Annotated in this window: 17 protein-coding genes; 11 read left to right on the top strand and 6 right to left on the bottom strand. The window is 61.7% G+C overall.

All coding sequences use genetic code 11. The features are described 5' to 3' along the window. Nucleotides 1–86 (top strand): IS3 family transposase (locus tag TRP66_RS20915; protein WP_333406725.1); only part of this gene is annotated, 86 nt, incomplete at its 5' end. Between the two features lie 153 nt (nucleotides 87–239). Here TRP66_RS20915 and mltF read toward each other — a convergent pair. Continuing rightward, nucleotides 240–1,718: a membrane-bound lytic murein transglycosylase MltF gene (gene mltF / locus TRP66_RS20910; protein WP_333406711.1), complete on the bottom strand. Its 1,479-nt coding sequence runs from the start codon at nucleotides 1,716–1,718 to the stop codon at nucleotides 240–242. A gap of 211 nt (nucleotides 1,719–1,929) precedes the next feature. Between mltF and purL the strand changes: the two genes are divergently transcribed. After that, complete coding sequence (gene purL, locus TRP66_RS20905) at nucleotides 1,930–5,826, top strand: phosphoribosylformylglycinamidine synthase (RefSeq protein ID WP_333406709.1); 3,897 nt, start codon at nucleotides 1,930–1,932, stop codon at nucleotides 5,824–5,826. A gap of 5 nt (nucleotides 5,827–5,831) precedes the next feature. Next, a complete protein-coding gene (gene cutA, locus TRP66_RS20900; protein WP_333406707.1) occupies nucleotides 5,832–6,143 on the top strand; it encodes a YqfO family protein in 312 nt (103 codons plus the stop codon). Between the two features lie 109 nt (nucleotides 6,144–6,252). Here the strand turns inward: cutA and TRP66_RS20895 are convergent, their stop codons facing one another. Then, nucleotides 6,253–6,816 carry a L,D-transpeptidase family protein gene (locus TRP66_RS20895; protein WP_333406705.1) on the bottom strand — a complete coding sequence of 188 codons (564 nt, stop codon included), beginning with the start codon at nucleotides 6,814–6,816 and terminating at the stop codon, nucleotides 6,253–6,255. Between the two features lie 40 nt (nucleotides 6,817–6,856). Then, nucleotides 6,857–7,420: an NUDIX hydrolase gene (locus tag TRP66_RS20890; RefSeq protein WP_333406703.1), complete on the bottom strand. Its 564-nt coding sequence runs from the start codon at nucleotides 7,418–7,420 to the stop codon at nucleotides 6,857–6,859. Nucleotides 7,421–7,571: 151 nt separating this feature from the next. On the opposite strand from TRP66_RS20890, the gene TRP66_RS20885 reads away from it, so the two are divergent. The 5 genes from TRP66_RS20885 to purT all read left to right on the top strand — a co-directional run bounded on the left by TRP66_RS20885 (nucleotide 7,572) and on the right by purT (nucleotide 11,076). Continuing rightward, on the top strand, nucleotides 7,572–8,168 hold the full coding sequence (locus tag TRP66_RS20885) for a CoA pyrophosphatase (RefSeq protein WP_333406700.1): 597 nt from the start codon (nucleotides 7,572–7,574) through the stop codon (nucleotides 8,166–8,168). Nucleotides 8,169–8,369: 201 nt separating this feature from the next. Beyond that, the gene (locus tag TRP66_RS20880) at nucleotides 8,370–8,894 is read left to right on the top strand and encodes a gamma carbonic anhydrase family protein (protein WP_333406698.1); all 525 of its coding nucleotides are present in this window, start codon (nucleotides 8,370–8,372) and stop codon (nucleotides 8,892–8,894) included. Then, nucleotides 8,891–9,094, top strand: coding sequence for a DUF1289 domain-containing protein (locus tag TRP66_RS20875; RefSeq protein ID WP_442965239.1), 204 nt, complete (start codon nucleotides 8,891–8,893; stop codon nucleotides 9,092–9,094). Before TRP66_RS20880 ends, TRP66_RS20875 begins: the two co-directional genes overlap by 4 nt. A 230-nt stretch (nucleotides 9,095–9,324) precedes the next feature. Beyond that, nucleotides 9,325–9,792: a preQ0 transporter gene (locus TRP66_RS20870; RefSeq protein ID WP_333406696.1), complete on the top strand. Its 468-nt coding sequence runs from the start codon at nucleotides 9,325–9,327 to the stop codon at nucleotides 9,790–9,792. 102 nt (nucleotides 9,793–9,894) lie between these two features. Beyond that, entirely contained in the window at nucleotides 9,895–11,076 is a 1,182-nt protein-coding gene (gene purT / locus TRP66_RS20865; protein WP_333406694.1) for a formate-dependent phosphoribosylglycinamide formyltransferase, read from the top strand. Between the two features lie 92 nt (nucleotides 11,077–11,168). On the opposite strand, the gene TRP66_RS20860 is transcribed toward purT, so the two are convergent. The 3 genes from TRP66_RS20860 to TRP66_RS20850 all read right to left on the bottom strand — a co-directional run bounded on the left by TRP66_RS20860 (nucleotide 11,169) and on the right by TRP66_RS20850 (nucleotide 14,823). Next, on the bottom strand, nucleotides 11,169–12,488 hold the full coding sequence (locus TRP66_RS20860) for an MFS transporter (RefSeq protein WP_333406691.1): 1,320 nt from the start codon (nucleotides 12,486–12,488) through the stop codon (nucleotides 11,169–11,171). A 262-nt stretch (nucleotides 12,489–12,750) separates the two neighbouring features. Then, on the bottom strand, nucleotides 12,751–13,992 hold the full coding sequence (locus TRP66_RS20855) for a transporter associated domain-containing protein (protein ID WP_333406689.1): 1,242 nt from the start codon (nucleotides 13,990–13,992) through the stop codon (nucleotides 12,751–12,753). Nucleotides 13,993–14,010: 18 nt separating this feature from the next. Beyond that, complete coding sequence (locus TRP66_RS20850) at nucleotides 14,011–14,823, bottom strand: cytochrome C assembly family protein (protein ID WP_333406687.1); 813 nt, start codon at nucleotides 14,821–14,823, stop codon at nucleotides 14,011–14,013. Between the two features lie 208 nt (nucleotides 14,824–15,031). Between TRP66_RS20850 and ffh the strand changes: the two genes are divergently transcribed. From ffh to rimM, 3 genes are all read left to right on the top strand, one after another. After that, nucleotides 15,032–16,408, top strand: coding sequence for a signal recognition particle protein (gene ffh, locus TRP66_RS20845; RefSeq protein ID WP_333406685.1), 1,377 nt, complete (start codon nucleotides 15,032–15,034; stop codon nucleotides 16,406–16,408). Between the two features lie 244 nt (nucleotides 16,409–16,652). Further along, nucleotides 16,653–16,910, top strand: coding sequence for a 30S ribosomal protein S16 (rpsP, locus tag TRP66_RS20840; RefSeq protein ID WP_333406684.1), 258 nt, complete (start codon nucleotides 16,653–16,655; stop codon nucleotides 16,908–16,910). Nucleotides 16,911–16,915: 5 nt separating this feature from the next. Beyond that, the gene (rimM, locus tag TRP66_RS20835; protein WP_333406682.1) at nucleotides 16,916–17,455 is read left to right on the top strand and encodes a ribosome maturation factor RimM; all 540 of its coding nucleotides are present in this window, start codon (nucleotides 16,916–16,918) and stop codon (nucleotides 17,453–17,455) included. The last annotated feature ends 2 nt before the right edge of the window (nucleotides 17,456–17,457 follow it).

The raw sequence follows: 17,457 nt of genomic DNA, 5'->3' as shown, positions 1-17,457 counted from the left end.
ACATCGTGCGGTTTTATAACGAAGGTCGCCTGCACTCGACACTGGGCTATGTCTCACCAAACCAGTACGAACGCCAGCCGGCCTGAAATCACCTGCTGATGTGTCCGGAAAAAGTTGACCAGCACAGCCAGCTTGCTGGCGATGCAGGCGATGCGGTGTGTCAGGGGGGGGGAATGCGCTGCTGTCGATCTCCAGCAAAACGGATCGCCAGCAAGCTGGCTCCTACAGTCAGCGTTAGGTCAAGGTGCAGGTTGCGGCTGGTTGGACTGCGGTGACTGAGGCGGCTTGGTTTTGTCCACGGCCGGTACGTGCAGATTGCTGTCGGCGACCTGATCGCCTTCCAGTTGTGGCTGGGTCAGCCAGGTCAGGATGTCGTAGTAGCGGCGGATGTTCGCCACGAAATGCACGGGCTCACCGCCGCGGGCATAGCCGTAACGGGTCTTGCTGTACCACTTCTTCTGCGACAGACGCGGCAGCATCTTCTTCACGTCCAGCCATTTGTTGGGGTCCAGCCCTTCGTTGGCGGCAAGCTTGCGGGCGTCCTCCAGATGACCGCCGCCCACGTTGTAGGACGCCAGTGCGAGCCATGTACGATCAGGCTCCTTTATGTCCGGGTCCAGTTGATCCTTCACGTAAGCAAAGTACTTGGCTCCGCCCTGGATGCTCTGTTTAGCGTCGAGCCGATTGGATACACCCATGGCCTGTGCCGTGTTCTGGGTCAGCATCATCAGGCCTCGCACGCCAGTCTTGGAGGTCACCGCGGGCTGCCACATCGATTCCTGATAGCCGATGGCTGCCAGCAGCCGCCAATCCACTTGTTCTTTCTTGGCTGATACCTGGAAGTGCTTTTCGTACTTGGGCAGGCGTTCCTGAAGATGCTGGGCAAAGGTGTAGGCGCCCACGTAACCCAGTACATCGACGTGGCCGTAATAACGATCCTTGAGCCGCTGCAGGGTGCCGTTCTTTTCGACCTTGTCGAGGTAGGCGTTGATTTCGTTGAGCAGACTGTTGTCTTCGCCCGGCCCTACCGCCCAGCGCTGCTGGCGCGCGTCACCCAGGTCGAAGGCAACCCGTACGTTGGGGAAATACACCTGGTTCATCGCCAGCTCGTTGGAGTCGACCAGGGTCAGGTCGATCTGGCCTTCGTCCACCATGCGCAGCAGGTCGACCACCTCGACGGCGTCGGATTCTTCGTATTCCAGGGCCGGATTCTTCGCTTTCAATTCGGCAAGCTGCTCGGCGTGGCTGCTGCCCTTGAGTACCACGATGCGCTTGCCCACCAGATCGCCCGGGTCGGTCGGCCGGTTCTGCCCGTTGCGGTAGACGACCTGCGGCGTGACGGCAAGATAAGGATGGGAAAACCGTGCCTGTGACTTGCGTTTCGGGGTGTCGATCAGGCCTGCCGCGCCCAGCACCGGGCCATTGGGCGTATTCATCTGGTCGAACAGGTCGTCCAGGTTGTCGGCAGTCTCGATCTGCAGTTTTACGCCCATGTCTTCGGCGAAACGCTTGACCAGTTCGTATTCGAAGCCTGTTTCGCCGTTGCGATCCTGGAAGTAGGTCGCCGGGCTGTTGCGGGTGACCACGCGCAGAATGCCATCCTCCTTGACTCGCTCCAGTGTGTTGGGTTTGTCCACACAGGCGCCGAGCATCAGGAAGAGTCCGGTTGCGATGAGCCATCTGGCGCAACGAGGGCGGAAATCTGATCGGAAGAACATCGGTGCAGTATACGCAAAGCGCAACGACCGCCATATCTCGACAGTTGAGCTTGCGTCTGATAGGCGGCCGGTTTTTCTACGTTCAGAATGCCATCAGGGGACTACGCGACATTCGGCCCTGTTCATTGCTGCCTTCAAGAGTGCTCAAAGGCCCGGTTTAGGCTAGAATGCGTGGCCTCAAAGCACACCCCCTTCCGAGGCTGTCCCGAAGATGTTGATCCTGCGCGGTGCTCCTGCTCTCTCTGCCTTCCGCCACAGCAAGCTACTTGAACAACTGAAACAAAAGGTTTCGGCTGTCAGTGGTCTGTATGCTGAATTCACCCACTTCGCTGACGTCACTGGCGATTTGTCCAGCGAAGAGCAGCAGGTTCTCGACCGTTTGCTGAAATACGGCCCGAGCGTTCCGGTTCAGGAACCGCGCGGGCGCCTGTTTCTGGTCATTCCTCGCTTCGGCACGATTTCGCCCTGGTCGAGCAAGGCCAGCGACATTGCCCATAACTGCGGTCTGACCAAGATCCAGCGCATCGAGCGCGGCATCGCGTTCTATGTGGAAGGCGAGTTCAGCGAAACCGAGGCTCAGGCGATCGCCGACGGTCTGCATGATCGCATGACCCAGCTGGTGCTGACCGACACCGAACAGGCCAACAGCCTGTTCAGCCACGCCCAGCCCAAGCCGCTGACCGCGGTCGATATTCTGGGGGGCGGCCGCGCCGCGCTGGAGAAGGCCAACGTCGAGCTGGGTCTGGCCCTGGCCGAAGACGAGATCGATTACCTGGTCAATGCCTTCAATGGGCTGGGTCGCAACCCGCACGACATCGAACTGATGATGTTCGCCCAGGCCAACTCCGAGCACTGCCGCCACAAGATCTTCAACGCGAGTTGGGACATCGATGGCGAAAGCCAGGACAAGAGCCTGTTCGGCATGATCAAGAACACCTACGCGATGCACAGCGAAGGTGTCCTGTCCGCTTACAAGGACAACGCCTCGGTGATCGTCGGCAACGTGGCCGGCCGCTTCTTCCCCGATCCTGAGACCCGCCAGTACGGCGCGGTGCAGGAGCCGGTGCACATCCTGATGAAGGTCGAGACCCACAACCACCCGACCGCCATCGCTCCCTTCCCGGGCGCGTCCACAGGTTCGGGTGGCGAAATCCGTGACGAAGGCGCTACCGGTCGCGGCGCCAAGCCGAAGGCGGGTCTGACGGGCTTCACCGTTTCCAACCTGAACATCCCAGGTTTCGTACAGCCTTGGGAGAAGCCGTACGGCAAGCCCGAGCGCATCGTGACGCCGCTGGACATCATGATCGAAGGCCCGCTGGGCGGCGCGGCGTTCAACAACGAGTTCGGCCGTCCGGCGCTGACCGGTTATTTCCGGACCTTCGAGCAGTCCATCGCGACCCCGCATGGCGACGAAGTGCGTGGCTACCACAAGCCGATCATGCTTGCCGGCGGCATGGGCAACATCCGCGAAGAGCACGTCCAGAAGGGCGAAATCACCGTGGGCGCCAAGCTGATCGTGCTGGGTGGCCCGGCGATGCTCATCGGCCTGGGCGGCGGCGCCGCTTCGTCGATGGCCACCGGCACCAGCTCGGCGGACCTGGACTTTGCCTCCGTTCAGCGTGAAAACCCTGAAATGGAGCGTCGTTGCCAGGAAGTCATCGACCGTTGCTGGCAGCTGGGCGACAAGAACCCGATCGCCTTCATTCACGACGTTGGCGCGGGCGGTCTGTCCAACGCCTTCCCGGAACTGGTCAACGACGGCGGCCGTGGCGGCCGGTTCGAATTGCGCAACGTGCCCAACGACGAGCCGGGCATGGCGCCGCTGGAAATCTGGAGCAACGAGTCTCAGGAACGTTACGTGCTGGCCGTCAGCGCCGAAGACTTCGAGCGCTTCGAGGCGATCTGCGAGCGTGAGCGCTGCCCGTTCGCGGTAGTCGGCGAAGCGACCGAAGAGCCACAACTGACCGTCACCGACAGTCACTTCGGCAACAGCCCGGTGGACATGCCGCTGGAAGTGCTGCTGGGCAAGGCGCCGCGCATGCACCGTTCGGTCGAGCGCGAGGCCGAGCTGGGCGATGATTTCGACCCAAGTACGCTGGACCTCGAAGAGAGCGTTCAGCGCGTGCTGCGTCACCCGGCCGTCGCCAGCAAGAGCTTTCTGATCACCATCGGCGACCGCAGCATCACCGGTCTGGTCGCTCGCGATCAGATGGTTGGTCCGTGGCAGGTCCCGGTCGCCGACTGCGCCGTCACCGCCACCAGCTTCGACGTCCACACCGGCGAAGCCATGGCGATGGGCGAGCGTACTCCGCTCGCGCTGCTGGACGCTCCGGCGTCAGGCCGCATGGCGATCGGTGAGGTCCTGACCAACATCGCCGCCTCGCGCATCGAGAAGCTGTCCGACATCAAGCTGTCGGCCAACTGGATGTCCGCGGCCGGTCACCCCGGCGAAGACGCGCGTCTGTACGATACCGTCAAGGCGGTCGGCATGGAGCTGTGCCCGGAACTGGGCCTGACCATTCCGGTGGGCAAGGACTCCATGTCCATGAAAACCCGCTGGAGCGACGAGGGCGCCGAAAAGAGCGTGACCTCGCCGCTGTCGCTGATCGTGACCGGTTTCGCGCCGGTAACTGACATTCGCCAGACCCTGACCCCGCAGCTGCGCATGGACAAGGGCATTACCGACCTGATCCTGATCGACCTGGGTCGTGGCCAGAACCGCATGGGCGCCTCGATCCTGGCCCAGGTTCACGGCAAGCTGGGCAACAGCGCTCCGGACGTCGACGATGCCGAAGATCTGAAGGCGTTCTTCGCCGTGATCCAGGGTCTGAACGCCGACGGTCACATCCTGGCTTACCATGACCGGTCCGACGGTGGCTTGCTGGTCAGCGCCCTGGAGATGGCCTTCGCCGGTCATTGCGGCCTGAACCTGCACCTCGACGGCCTCGCCGAGAACGCCGCCGAACTGAGCGCGATCCTGTTCAACGAAGAACTGGGCGCGGTCATTCAGGTCCGTCAGGACGCCACCGCGCTGGTACTGGCTCAGTTCAGCGCCGCCGGTCTGGAAGACTGCGTGGCGGTCATCGGCCAGCCGGTCAACAACGACGACGTCTCTATCAGCTTCCAGGGCGAGCCTGTCTTCAGCGGCAAGCGCCGTCTGCTGCATCGCCAGTGGGCCGAAACCAGCTACCAGATCCAGCGCCTGCGCGATAACGCCGAGTGCGCGGATCAGGAATTCGACGCCTTGCTGGAGGAAGACAACCCGGGTCTCTGCGCCAAACTGGGATTCGACGTCAACGACGATATCGCCGCGCCTTACATCAAGAAAGGTGTCCGCCCGCAAGTCGCGGTCCTGCGCGAGCAGGGCGTGAACGGTCAGGTGGAAATGGCGGCAGCCTTCGATCGCGCCGGTTTCAATGCGATCGACGTGCACATGAGCGATATTCTTGCTGGACGTGTCGACCTGAACGAGTTCAAGGGCATGGTCGCCTGTGGTGGCTTCTCCTACGGTGACGTGCTGGGTGCCGGCGAAGGCTGGGCCAAGTCGGCGCTGTTCAACAGCCGCGCCCGCGATGCGTTCCAGGGTTTCTTCGAACGTACCGACAGCTTCACCCTGGGTGTATGCAACGGTTGCCAGATGCTGTCCAACCTGCACGAACTGATCCCCGGCAGCGAGTTCTGGCCGCACTTCGTGCGCAACCGCTCCGAGCAGTTCGAGGCGCGGGTGGCAATGGTCCAGATTCAGGAGTCGGCCTCGATCTTCCTGCAGGGCATGGCCGGTTCGCGCATGCCGATCGCCATTGCTCACGGTGAAGGCCATGCCGAGTTCAAGAACAGCGATGCACTGCTGGAAGCCGATATTTCGGGCACCGTGGCGCTGCGTTTCGTCGACAACCACGGCAAGGTCACCGAAACCTACCCGGCCAATCCGAACGGTTCGCCGCGCGGGATCGGCGGCATGACCACGCTGGACGGTCGCGTCACCATCATGATGCCGCACCCTGAGCGCGTGTTCCGCGCCGTTCAGAACTCATGGCGTCCGGATGAGTGGAGCGAAGACGGTGCCTGGATGCGCATGTTCCGCAACGCGCGCGTGTGGGTTAACTAAGGCTCGTGTACAAGCTTGCCTTCTTCGTGCCGACCAGCCACGTCGATGAGGTCAAGGACGCCGTATTCGCCGCGGGTGCCGGGCGAATCGGCGACTACGACCACTGCGCGTGGCAGGTGCTTGGCCAGGGCCAGTTCCGCCCGCTGGACGGCAGCCATCCGTTCATCGGGCAGAGCGGTCAAGTCGAGCAGGTGCAGGAATGGAAGGTCGAGCTGGTGGTGGCCGATAACCTGATTCGTCAGGTCGTCGCCGCGCTCAAGCAAAGCCACCCGTATGAAACGCCTGCTTATGAGGTATGGCGCCTGGAAGATTTCTAGGCAGATAGCTTTACTGTAGGAGCCAGCTTGCTGGCGATGCAGGCAACGCGGTTTACCTGACGCGACGCATCGCCAGCAAGCTGGCTCCTACAGCAGAGGCCGTGGCGTGTTACGGTCTGATCTCGATCATCGTCCCGTCTTTCACCAGATCCCAGACTTCCCGCATGTCGTTGTTCTTCAGCGCGATGCAGCCGTTGGTCCAGTCCAGCGTGTGGAAGTACCACTCCGGGTATTCCTCGTCCACCGGCGTGCCGTGGAGCATGATCATGCTGCCCGGCTTCACGCCTTCACGACGCGCGCGTGCGGCATCGGAGACGTTGGGGTAGGAAATGTGCATCGACAGGTTGTAGTTGTTGCTCGGCTTGCGCCAGTCCAGCCAGTAAAAACCTTCCGGGGTGCGCTGATCGCCTTCCTGCAGCTTGGTGCCGTTCGGGTTCCGGCCCAGAGAAATGCGGTAAGTCTTGAGCGCTTCTCCCTCACTGATCAACTGCAGCTGCCGCGCCGACTTGAGCACCAGCACCTTGTCGATCTTGCGCTCGGACAGGCGCTGGGTGTTGATCACCTTGTCATTGATGATCTTCTGCTCGCTGCCCTTGGGCACGATGGTCTGGGTGAACGCAGCCTGGGAAGCCGGGGCGACGGTGAAACACAGAAAAACCAACAGCCAGCGCATTGACGAAATCCCTGATGGCTCATGCCGAGCCGATCTCTTGTTATGACGATGTAGTAGGGTCGAGCATGGGGCGTGACGGGGGCAGGGCACTGGTATGGACCGGAAAGACCTGCCGTTGCCGATCGGCGAAGTAGCATTCTAGGGTACGTCTGACCGTCATGAAAGCCAGCTCTGACCACGGAATGTCGGCCTCGTCGAACAGCGCCACCTCCAGGCTCTCGATGCCAGCGCCAAACTGCGATCCGCTCAACTCGCCACGATAGAACACGTGGACCTGATTAATGTGCGGAACGTCGATCAGCGAATACAGGTGCAGCGTCTCCAGTGCGGCGCAGGCTTCTTCGACCGTTTCTCGACGCGCGGCCTGTTCCACCGTTTCGCCGTTCTCCATGAAGCCGGCCGGCAGCGTCCAGAAACCAAGGCGCGGCTCGATGGCTCTGCGGCACAGCAGAACCTTGTCGCCCACCGTCACCAGGCAGCCCGCCACGATATTGGGATTCTGGTAATGGATCGTGTGACAGTGCTCGCAGACGTAGCGCGGGCGGCTGTCGCCGTCGGGCACACGCAGGATGACCGGGTTACCGCAGTGGCTGCAGAAATTCATAGTGTCGTTCGAATAAGTGAAGGCAGGCGCTATCTTGGCCCGTCGCGGGATGGATCGGCAAGCTTCCGGATCGTCTGACTGTCCGGCAAGGGCTTGGGCAGTTCGCTGCTTTGGTGCATCATGCCAGACAGCCAACCTATCGAGATTTCCCATGCTGGATGAGCTACTTCGCCGTGTAGGCAGTCACACGCCGGATACCCTCGAAACGGACCGGCCATTTCCCGAGGCCGCCGTGCTGGTGCCGATCACTCGCAGTGACGAACCCGAGCTGATTCTGACCCTGCGTGCCAGCGGACTGTCGACCCACGGCGGAGAGGTCGCGTTTCCCGGTGGGCGGCGCGACCCCGAGGACCCGGATCTGGTGTTCACGGCCCTGCGCGAGGCTGAAGAGGAAATCGGCCTGCCGCCCGGCCTTGTGGAAGTCATCGGCCCGCTCAGCCCGCTGATTTCCAAGCACGGCATCAAGGTCACGCCTTATGTGGGCGTGATACCGGACTTCGTCGAGTACCGGCCCAACGATGGCGAGATAGCCGCAGTGTTCAGCGTGCCGCTGGAGTTCTTTCGCCAGGATGCCCGTGAACATACCCATCGCATCGACTATGCCGGTCGCAGCTGGTACGTTCCCAGCTATCGTTATGGCGAGTACAAGATCTGGGGGCTGACCGCAATCGTCATCGTCGAGCTGATCAACGTGCTGTACGACAGCAATATCAGCCTGCACCATCCCCCGGAGCGCTCCACCCTCTGAGAGGGTGTTTACCCAATGGCTGCACTCGGCAATACGGCGTTGAAATCACTTCCAAAATGCTCATTTACTCTAGGTAAACTGCGCTTTTTCGAGCGATTTCGCCTTGTCTTGCCTTCGTTCGCCTATTGTGTAAACACCCTCTGAAGTGTCATCCATAACGAGCCGCGCGCATCAGCGCCGCCGAACGCCTGAGGAAATCATATGAAATATCGCCTGGGGGACACCCGCGTCGAGACCGATCCTGCCAGTTGGGTCGCGCCCAATGCCACGCTGATCGGCAAGGTCAGGCTGGAGGCCGGCGCGAGCGTCTGGTTCAACGCTGTGCTGCGCGGCGACAACGAGCTGATTCACATCGGCGAAAACAGCAACGTACAGGACGGCACGGTCATTCATACCGACATGGGCTCGCCGCTTGAAGTGGGCAAGGGCGTGACCATCGGCCATAACGCGATGCTGCACGGCTGTACCGTGGGCGATTACAGTCTGATCGGCATCAATGCAGTAATCCTCAACGGCGCGCGAATCGGCAAATATTGCATCATTGGCGCGAATTCGCTGATCGGCGAGGGCAAGGTCATTCCTGATGGCTCGCTGGTGATGGGTTCGCCGGGCAAGGTGGTGCGGGAGCTGACCGACATCCAGAAGAAAATGCTCGAAGCCAGCGCCGCCCATTACGTCCAGAATGCCCGCCGTTATGCCCGTGATCTGGTGGAGCAGGAAGAGTGAGCGAGGTGATCGCGGTCAGCGAAAAGCCGGTACGTTCTCCATGCGTCAGCATCTGCGCCCTGGATGAGGACGACATCTGCACCGGCTGTCAGCGCAGCGGCCGTGAAATCAGTCAGTGGGGCCGGATGGACAACGACCAGCGCCGGGCGGTGCTGGTGTTGTGTCACGAGCGCGCAAAGGCGAGCGGGCAGATTCTGTAATCAGCGACAATCCGTCCAGCGGGCGATGGAATGTTCGGCCGGACCATCTGCTGCTACCATTGGCGCCCGTTTTCCAGAGGGTGTTTACAAAATGGCTGCACTCGGCAATACAGCGTTGAAGCCGGTCTCAAAATGCTCATTTACTCATGTAAACTCCGCTTTTTTGACCGATTTCGCCTTGTCTTGCCTTCGTTCGCCTATTTTGTAAACACCCTCTCAGGCCTGTTTCCATGCTTTTCCTGATCGCCTACATCGGCAGCGTCGTGCTGATCAACTTCGCCTTTTCCGCCGCGCCGCACCTGGACATCATCTGGTCGGCCTGGGGCGGTCTGGTGTTCGTGCTGCGCGACATGGTGCAGACCCGCTTCGGCCATGGCGCGCTGTTGGCCATGGTCGCCGCGCTGGTGTTGTCCTACCTGACCAGCGATCCAACCATTGCGCTGGCCAGCGCTACCGCCTTCGCGGTGTCCGAATGCATCGACTGGCTGGTGTTCACTGTCACCAGACGCCCGCTCAGAGACCGGCTCTGGATCAGCTCGGCGCTGAGCATTCCGGTCGACACCTTCATCTTCTTCGGCATGATCGATGCCTTGACGCCGCCCGTGCTGTTGACCGCGCTAGGCTCCAAGTTCGCGGGCGTGACGGCGGTCTGGCTGATCATGAGCTGGCGCGAGCGCAAACGCGCGTTTGCCGGCTGAGGCCCCGCGCGGCGGGCCTTCGTGCTAAATTGCGCGCCTTTCTTCACGGCGGTCGCTCGCATCCGGCGGGCCGGCCAGATATCTGCTTCACGAGGACCTGAGATGACTCAAATCGGAACTCCACTGTCGCCCACCGCGACGCGCGTACTGTTCTGCGGCAGCGGCGAACTGGGCAAGGAAGTCGTGATCGAGCTGCAACGTCTGGGCGTCGAAGTGATCGCCGTTGACCGTTACGCCAACGCGCCGGCCATGCAGGTGGCGCATCGCAGCCATGTCATCAACATGCTGGACGGCGCGGCACTGCGCGCGGTCATCGAAGCCGAGAAGCCGCACTACATCGTTCCGGAAATCGAAGCCATCGCTACCTCGACCCTGGTCGAACTGGAAGCCGAAGGTTTCACCGTGGTGCCGACCGCACGTGCCGCGCAGTTGACCATGAACCGTGAAGGTATCCGTCGTCTGGCCGCCGAAGAGCTGGGCCTGCCCACTTCGCCGTATTTCTTCGCCGACACCTTCGAGGCCTACAGCAAGGCCGTCGACGAGCTGGGTTTCCCGTGCGTCGTCAAGCCGGTGATGAGCTCGTCGGGTAAGGGCCAGAGCCTGCTGAAAAGCGCCGCCGACGTGCAGAAGGCGTGGGACTACGCGCAGGAAGGCGGCCGGGCTGGCAAGGGCCGCGTGATCGTCGAAGGATTCATCGATTTCGATTATGAAATCACCCTGCTGACCGTGCGCCATGCAGGCGGCACCACCTTCTGCGCCCCGGTCGGCCATCGTCAGGAGAAGGGCGACTACCAGGAGTCCTGGCAGCCGCAGGCAATGAGTCCGGTCGCGCTGGCCGAGTCCGAACGTGTCGCCAAGGCCGTGACCGAAGCGCTGGGTGGCCGGGGCATGTTCGGCGTCGAGTTGTTCATCAAGGGCGATCAGGTGTGGTTCAGCGAAGTGTCGCCACGTCCGCACGACACCGGCCTGGTGACCCTGATTTCCCAGGACCTTTCGCAGTTCGCGCTGCACGCACGCGCCATTCTCGGCCTGCCTGTTCCGTTGATCCGTCAGTTCGGGCCATCGGCTTCGGCGGTGATTCTGGTGGAGGGGCAATCGACCCAGACGGCGTTCTCCAATCTGGGCGCCGCGCTCGAGGAGCCTGATACCGCCTTGCGCCTGTTCGGCAAGCCGGAAGTGAACGGCCAGCGTCGCATGGGCGTAGCCCTGGCACGCGACGAGTCCATCGAAGCCGCCCGCGCCAAGGCGACCCGCGCTTCGCAGGCGGTGAAGGTTACGCTGTAATCCAGCGGCCGTATCGCCGCTATCGCCAGCAAGCTGGCTCCTACAACACGGCACCTCGTAGGAGCCAGCTTGCTGGCGATATGGCCGTCCTTCTATCGAACCCGATTCAGGTCCTCATCCCGCGTTTCCTTCAGGCACACCACGGCCAGTACGCTGAGCAGCGCCGCCGCCGAGACATAGCCTCCCACCCAGCTCAAACCGCCCATCGCCACCAGCTTCTGGGCAAAGAACGGTGCTACCGACGCGCCGACGATGCCGCCCAGGTTGTAAGCAGCCGAAGCGCCCGTATACCGCACGTGAGTCGGAAACAGTTCCGGCAGCAGCGCGCCCATCGGAGCGAAGGTCACGCCCATCAGGAACAGTTCGATGCACAGGAATAGCGCCACGCCCCAGGTGCTGCCCTGGGTGAGCAGCGGTTCCATGAGGAATCCCGACAGAATCGCCAGCACACCGCCGGTCACCAGCACCGGTTTGCGTCCCCATCGGTCGCTGGCCCAGGCGGCCAGTGGCGTCGCGGCGGCCATGAACAGTACGGCGAAGCACAACAGACCCAGAAAGGTTTCACGGCTGTAGCCGAGCGTGGATACGCCGTAGCTAAGGGAAAAGACTGTCGAGATGTAGAACAGCGCGTAACACACCACCATCGATGCCGCGCCTAGGAGCATGGGGCGCCAATGCTGGGCGATGGTCTCGATGATCGGCATCCGCACGCGTTCCTGGCGGGCGACTGCCTTGGCGAACACCGGCGTTTCTTCGAGCTTGAGTCGCACGTACAGGCCGACCATCACCAGCGCGGCACTCAGCAGGAACGGGATACGCCAGCCCCAGGAACGAAACTGTTCGTCGTCCAGCGTCATCGCCAGGGTGAGAAACAGCCCGTTCGCCGCCAGGAAACCGATCGACGGACCCAGCTGAGGAAACATGCCGAACCAGGCGCGCTTGCCTTTGGGGGCGTTCTCGGTCGCCAGCAGCGCGGCGCCTCCCCATTCTCCACCCAGCCCGAGTCCCTGGCCGAAGCGCAGCACACATAACAGAATCGGTGCCCAGGCGCCGATACTGGCGTAACCCGGCAGTACGCCGATCAAGGTTGTACAAATGCCCATCAGCAGCAACGAGGCGACCAGCGTGGATTTGCGGCCGATGCGATCACCGAAATGGCCGAACAGCGCGGAACCCAGAGGGCGAGCCAGAAAGGCGATACCGAAGGTCAGAAACGACGACAGCATCTGTGCGGTGCCGGAGGTCTGGGGAAAGAAGACCGGCCCGATCACCAGCGCCGCGGCGGTGGCGTAGACGTAGAAGTCATAAAACTCGATGGCGGTGCCGATGAAGCTGGCCGTGGCAACCCGGCTGGCGGAGTTGGCGGGCGGAGCCTCGGTAGGCTCGTCGCGAAGCGCGGAGGTGGTGGTCATGCGGATGTTCCCTGTCTGCTGGCCCGAGAACGCATAGCGCGGGCTTCATTATTGTGGTTGTGGGAATACAGCACTGAGCAGAATAGCCCGGTAGGGCAGAAGGGAAGCGGCAGCTACCAAGGGTGAAGGCGCTGCCGGAAAGATGTTCAGGCTGACGGGCCATTTGCGCGGTGTGCGGGTAGCACGCGAAGTGGCCGGGCTGGATAAGCCTGACGATTATAGGAAGCTCGGCGCGGTCCGGACAAGGGCCGCGCCGTGCGGGTTACTGGAAAACCAGGTTGGGCGCGTTCTGCCACATCAGGACGCGCTTGACGCGGTTGTCGTCGGTTTCCAGAATTTCCAGTCGATAAGGCCCGATCTTGAGGCAGACCGGTGCCTGCGGAATGGTCTCCAGCGCTTCGGTAACCAGTCCGTTCAGCGTCTTGGGGCCGTCCGCGGGCAGTCGCCAGCCCAGGCATTTGTTCAAGTCCCGAATAGACGCGGCACCTTCGACTTCCAGGCGTCCGTCTTCCTGTCGGGTGATGTGCGGGTTATCCAGCGTCTGTTCACTTTCGAACTCCCCGACGATCTCTTCGAGGATGTCTTCCAGCGTCACGATGCCCAGCACCTCTCCATACTCGTCCACCACCACCCCGAGACGTCGCTGCTGCTTGTGGAAGTTGAGCAGCTGCAGTTGCAGCGGCGTGCTTTCCGGGACGAAATAAGGTTCGTAACAGACCGCCAGCAATTGCTCCCGGGTCAATTCGCCGCGAGACAGCAGGTGGCTGATGTCGCGCGTATTGAGGATGCCTTCAACCTGATTGATATCGTTATGGTAGACCGGCAGCCGAGTGTGTCGGGATACGATCAGTCGCTCGATGGTCTGTTCGATGGGGTCGTCCAGATTGATGCCGTCCACCTCGCTGCGCGGGATCAGAATGTCATTGACCGTAAAAGTGTCCAGCGCCTGTATGCCGGACAGCACATTGGCGCGCGGATGGTGCTCGTTCACGCCATCGGCATGCGGTTGCGCGGTTTCGCCGGGCTCGTCGTCCTGTCTGCGCGAATCACGTGAGCGGAAAGGGCGCAGCAACCCCTTGGCGATCGAGTCCAGCAGGCAAGCCAGTGGCGAAATCAGTTTCATCGGCAGGCGACACAAGGCGTTGCCCACCGCAACGGTGGCCTCGGGATAGCGCAGCGCAAGCCGACGCGGCAGGTACTCGACGAAGACCAGCAGCGCCGCCGCAGTGCCGAGCCAGGCCAGGGTAGGGCCGTTATAAAGCCAGCAATCGATGGCGATCAGCGTTGCGATCACCGTGATGAGAACCGTGATCAGCGTGGTTGCCAGCACCAGGCAGCGTGGATCGAAGCGCAGCTCCGGCAGGGCCGTTGCCTCTTGGGGGCGGCAGGCGGCACGCATTACTTTGAGCTGGCCGTGGGCGACTTCCACCGCCCGGAACAGGCCGGACCACAGTATCAACAGAATCAGCACACCGAGCAGCGTGCCGATGGGCAGGTTATCCATGAGTTGTGTAAACACCCTTCAGATGTGCAGGATGAATTCGCGCACCAGCTTGCTGCCGAAGTAGGCGAGCATCAGCAGGCAGAAGCCGCCCAGCGTCCAGCGAATGGCCTTGTGACCACGCCAGCCCAGGCGATTGCGGCCCCACAGCAGCACGCTGAACACCACCCATGCCAGACATGCCAGCAATGTCTTGTGGACCAGATGCTGGGCGAAGAGGTTCTCCACGAACAGCCAGCCGGAGAGCAGCGACAGCGACAGCAGGATCCAGCCGGCCCAAAGAAAACCGAACAGCAGGCTTTCCATGGTCTGCAGGGGTGGGAAGTTGCGGATCAGACCTGACGGGTGCTTGTGCTTGAGCTGGTGATCCTGCACCAGTACCAGCAACGCCTGGAAGACCGCGATGGTGAACATCCCGTAGGCCAGCAACGAGAGCAGGATGTGGCTCAGGATGCCGGGCTCTTCCATGATCGGTTGCACGGTGCCGCTGGGTACGAACTGCGCGAGCAGCGCGGTGATCATGCCGAGCGGGAAGAGCAGCACCAGCAGGTTTTCGACCGGGATGCGAGCAGTGGCGATCAGTGTCACCACGATCACCGACACGGCAATGAGGCTGGCCGAGTTGAAGAAATCCAGGCCCAGCCCGGCGGGGCGCGCCAGTTGCGAGAACAGTCCCATCGCGTGGGCGATGACCGCCAGCGTGCCGAGCAGGCACAGCAGCCGCTTGTCGGGTCTGGCGGGCTTGCTCAGGCGAATGCCCTGATAGAGAGTCGCGGCGGCGTACAGGCCGGCGGCGGCGAGACTGGGAAGCAGGCTGGGTGGCAAAGGGAACATAGATCCTGAGGAGAGGGTCCGAAAGACGCTGAGTTTGGCATAGAACCGACATTTCACGAAAGACCGCGGATGCAGTCTGCGTGGTGTCCGTACCGCGGAGTCTTCGCTATAATCCGCGCCTGCTCAAGCCGCAGGCTCGTCGAGCGTCATTTCATTGCGGGCCGGGCCGCACCAACCGGGGCTCTATCAGAGCCTGAAAGGATCGCGCATGTTTGAAAACCTGACAGACCGCCTCTCGCAGACGCTGCGCCATGTGACCGGCAAGGCCAAGCTCAATGAGGACAACATCAAAGACACCCTGCGCGAAGTGCGCATGGCGTTGCTCGAAGCCGACGTCGCGTTGCCGGTGGTCAAGGACTTCGTCAACAGCGTCAAGGAACGCGCGGTCGGCACCGAGGTGTCGCGCAGCCTGACCCCGGGCCAGGCGTTCGTGAAGATCGTTCAGGCCGAGCTCGAAAGCCTGATGGGCGCCGCCAACGAAGATCTGGTGCTCAATGTCACGCCGCCGGCGGTCGTGCTCATGGCCGGTCTGCAGGGCGCGGGCAAGACCACCACCGCCGGCAAGCTGGCGCGCTTCCTCAAGGAACGCAAGAAGAAGACGGTGATGGTGGTATCGGTCGACGTCTACCGTCCGGCGGCGATCAAGCAGCTCGAAACCCTCGCCAACGATATCGGCGTGACCTTCTTTGCCTCCGACATCAACCAGAAGCCGGTCGACATCGCCCAGGCGGCTATAAAGGAAGCGAAACTCAAGTTCATCGATGTGGTGATCGTCGACACCGCCGGTCGTCTGCACGTGGACGCCGAGATGATGACCGAGATCCAGGCGCTGCACGCCACGGTCAAGCCGGCCGAGACCCTGTTCGTGGTCGACGCGATGACCGGCCAGGATGCTGCCAACACCGCCAAGGCATTCGGCGATGCGCTGCCGCTGACCGGTGTGATCCTCACCAAGGTGGACGGCGACGCCCGCGGCGGTGCGGCCCTGTCGGTACGCTCCATTACCGGCAAGCCGATCAAGTTCATCGGTATGGGCGAGAAGAGCGAAGCGCTCGAACCTTTCCACCCTGATCGTATCGCCTCGCGAATCCTGGGCATGGGCGACGTGCTCAGCCTGATCGAGCAGGCCGAGCAGACGCTGGACAAGGAAAAGGCCGACAAGCTCGCCAAGAAGCTCAAGAAAGGCAAGGGCTTCGACCTCGAAGATTTCCGTGACCAGCTGCAACAGATGAAGAACATGGGCGGCCTTGGCGGGCTCATGGACAAGCTGCCGAGCATCGGTGGTGTGAACCTGTCGCAGATGGGCAATGCCCAGGGTGCTGCCGAGAAGCAGTTCAAGCAGATGGAAGCCATCATCAACTCGATGACCCCGGCCGAGCGCCGTGACCCGGAAATGATCAGCGGTTCGCGCAAGCGCCGCATCGCGATCGGTTCGGGCACCCAGGTCCAGGACATCGGGCGTCTGATCAAACAGCACAAGCAGATGCAGAAGATGATGAAGAAATTCTCCACCAAGGGTGGAATGGCGAAAATGATGCGCGGCATGGGCGGAATGTTCCCGGGCGGCGGCATGCCGAAGATGTGATTGCGTTGCGCGCGGGTTCGCCCGCGCGTGATTCATGCGGAGGGTGACCTCCCTCGGCCCGCGCCGTGCGGGCTTCCTCGCGCTGTCCAGTGACAGCTTCCTTGCAAATCCGATGGCGACCCGGCAGAGGCTGGAAAAAGTCATTTGCAAAAGGCGGGATATTCCTTAGAATATGCGGCCTTTCGGGCACCCATGCCCGCTGTGCATCATAGATTTGCAGCACCGACTACAGGAACGATGTTCAATGCTAACTATTCGTCTTGCCCTGGGCGGCTCCAAGAAGCGCCCGTTTTACCACCTGACCGTTACCGACAGCCGCAACGCTCGTGACGGTTCCCACAAGGAGCAGGTTGGTTTCTTCAACCCTGTTGCCCGTGGTCAGGAAATCCGTCTGTCCGTGAACGAAGAGCGCGTCAACTACTGGTTGAGCGTTGGTGCACAGACTTCGGATCGCGTTGCCCAGCTGCTCAAAGAGCACAACAAGGCCAAGGCCGCGGCCTGAGTCTTATGAGCGCGACGCCAGCATCTGCCGACGATCTGATCGTCATTGGCAAGCTTTATTCGGTTCATGGCGTTCGCGGCGAAGTAAAGGTGTATTCCTTTACCGATCCGATTGGAAACCTGTTGGACTACAAAACCTGGACGCTTCGGCGCGAAGGCAGCGCGGACAAACAGGTGGAGCTGGTCAGCGGACGCTTGCAAGGCAAGTTCCTGGTCGTGAAGCTCAAGGGTCTCGATGATCGCGAAGAAGCCCGTCTTCTGTCCGGTTACGAAATCTGCGTGCCGAGCAACCTGTTCCCTGATCTGGACGACGGCGAGTACTACTGGTACCAGCTCGAAGGCCTCAAGGTCATTGACCAACTCGGGCAATTGCTCGGGAAGATCGATCACCTGCTCGAAACCGGTTCGAACGATGTAATGGTTGTAAAGCCCTGCGCGGGGAGCCTGGATGATCGCGAGCGCCTGTTGCCCTATACGGAGCAATGCGTGTTGGCCGTCGACCTGGAAGCCGGCGAAATGAAGGTGGATTGGGACGCGGACTTCTGAAT

Origin of the sequence: Pseudomonas sp. JDS28PS106 (assembly GCF_036706555.1) — a bacterium.
Classification (GTDB): domain Bacteria; phylum Pseudomonadota; class Gammaproteobacteria; order Pseudomonadales; family Pseudomonadaceae; genus Aquipseudomonas.
The sequence above is the reverse complement of the archived record's forward strand: the minus strand, read 5'-3'. Positions and strand labels throughout refer to the sequence as shown.

Bases quoted from the DNA above. Each gene is read 5' to 3' on its own strand.
- rimM (WP_333406682.1), top strand. From the start codon at position 16,916: ATGAGCGCGACGCCAGCATCTGCCGACGATCTGATCGTCATTGGCAAG.
- TRP66_RS20860 (WP_333406691.1), bottom strand. From the start codon at position 12,488: ATGACCACCACCTCCGCGCTTCGCGACGAGCCTACCGAGGCTCCGCCC.
- TRP66_RS20890 (WP_333406703.1), bottom strand. From the start codon at position 7,420: ATGAATTTCTGCAGCCACTGCGGTAACCCGGTCATCCTGCGTGTGCCC.
- rpsP (WP_333406684.1), top strand. From the start codon at position 16,653: ATGCTAACTATTCGTCTTGCCCTGGGCGGCTCCAAGAAGCGCCCGTTT.
- ffh (WP_333406685.1), top strand. From the start codon at position 15,032: ATGTTTGAAAACCTGACAGACCGCCTCTCGCAGACGCTGCGCCATGTG.
- TRP66_RS20885 (WP_333406700.1), top strand. From the start codon at position 7,572: ATGCTGGATGAGCTACTTCGCCGTGTAGGCAGTCACACGCCGGATACC.
- purL (WP_333406709.1), top strand. From the start codon at position 1,930: ATGTTGATCCTGCGCGGTGCTCCTGCTCTCTCTGCCTTCCGCCACAGC.
- purT (WP_333406694.1), top strand. From the start codon at position 9,895: ATGACTCAAATCGGAACTCCACTGTCGCCCACCGCGACGCGCGTACTG.
- TRP66_RS20855 (WP_333406689.1), bottom strand. From the start codon at position 13,992: ATGGATAACCTGCCCATCGGCACGCTGCTCGGTGTGCTGATTCTGTTG.
- mltF (WP_333406711.1), bottom strand. From the start codon at position 1,718: ATGTTCTTCCGATCAGATTTCCGCCCTCGTTGCGCCAGATGGCTCATC.
- TRP66_RS20870 (WP_333406696.1), top strand. From the start codon at position 9,325: ATGCTTTTCCTGATCGCCTACATCGGCAGCGTCGTGCTGATCAACTTC.
- TRP66_RS20895 (WP_333406705.1), bottom strand. From the start codon at position 6,816: ATGCGCTGGCTGTTGGTTTTTCTGTGTTTCACCGTCGCCCCGGCTTCC.
- TRP66_RS20850 (WP_333406687.1), bottom strand. From the start codon at position 14,823: ATGTTCCCTTTGCCACCCAGCCTGCTTCCCAGTCTCGCCGCCGCCGGC.
- TRP66_RS20880 (WP_333406698.1), top strand. From the start codon at position 8,370: ATGAAATATCGCCTGGGGGACACCCGCGTCGAGACCGATCCTGCCAGT.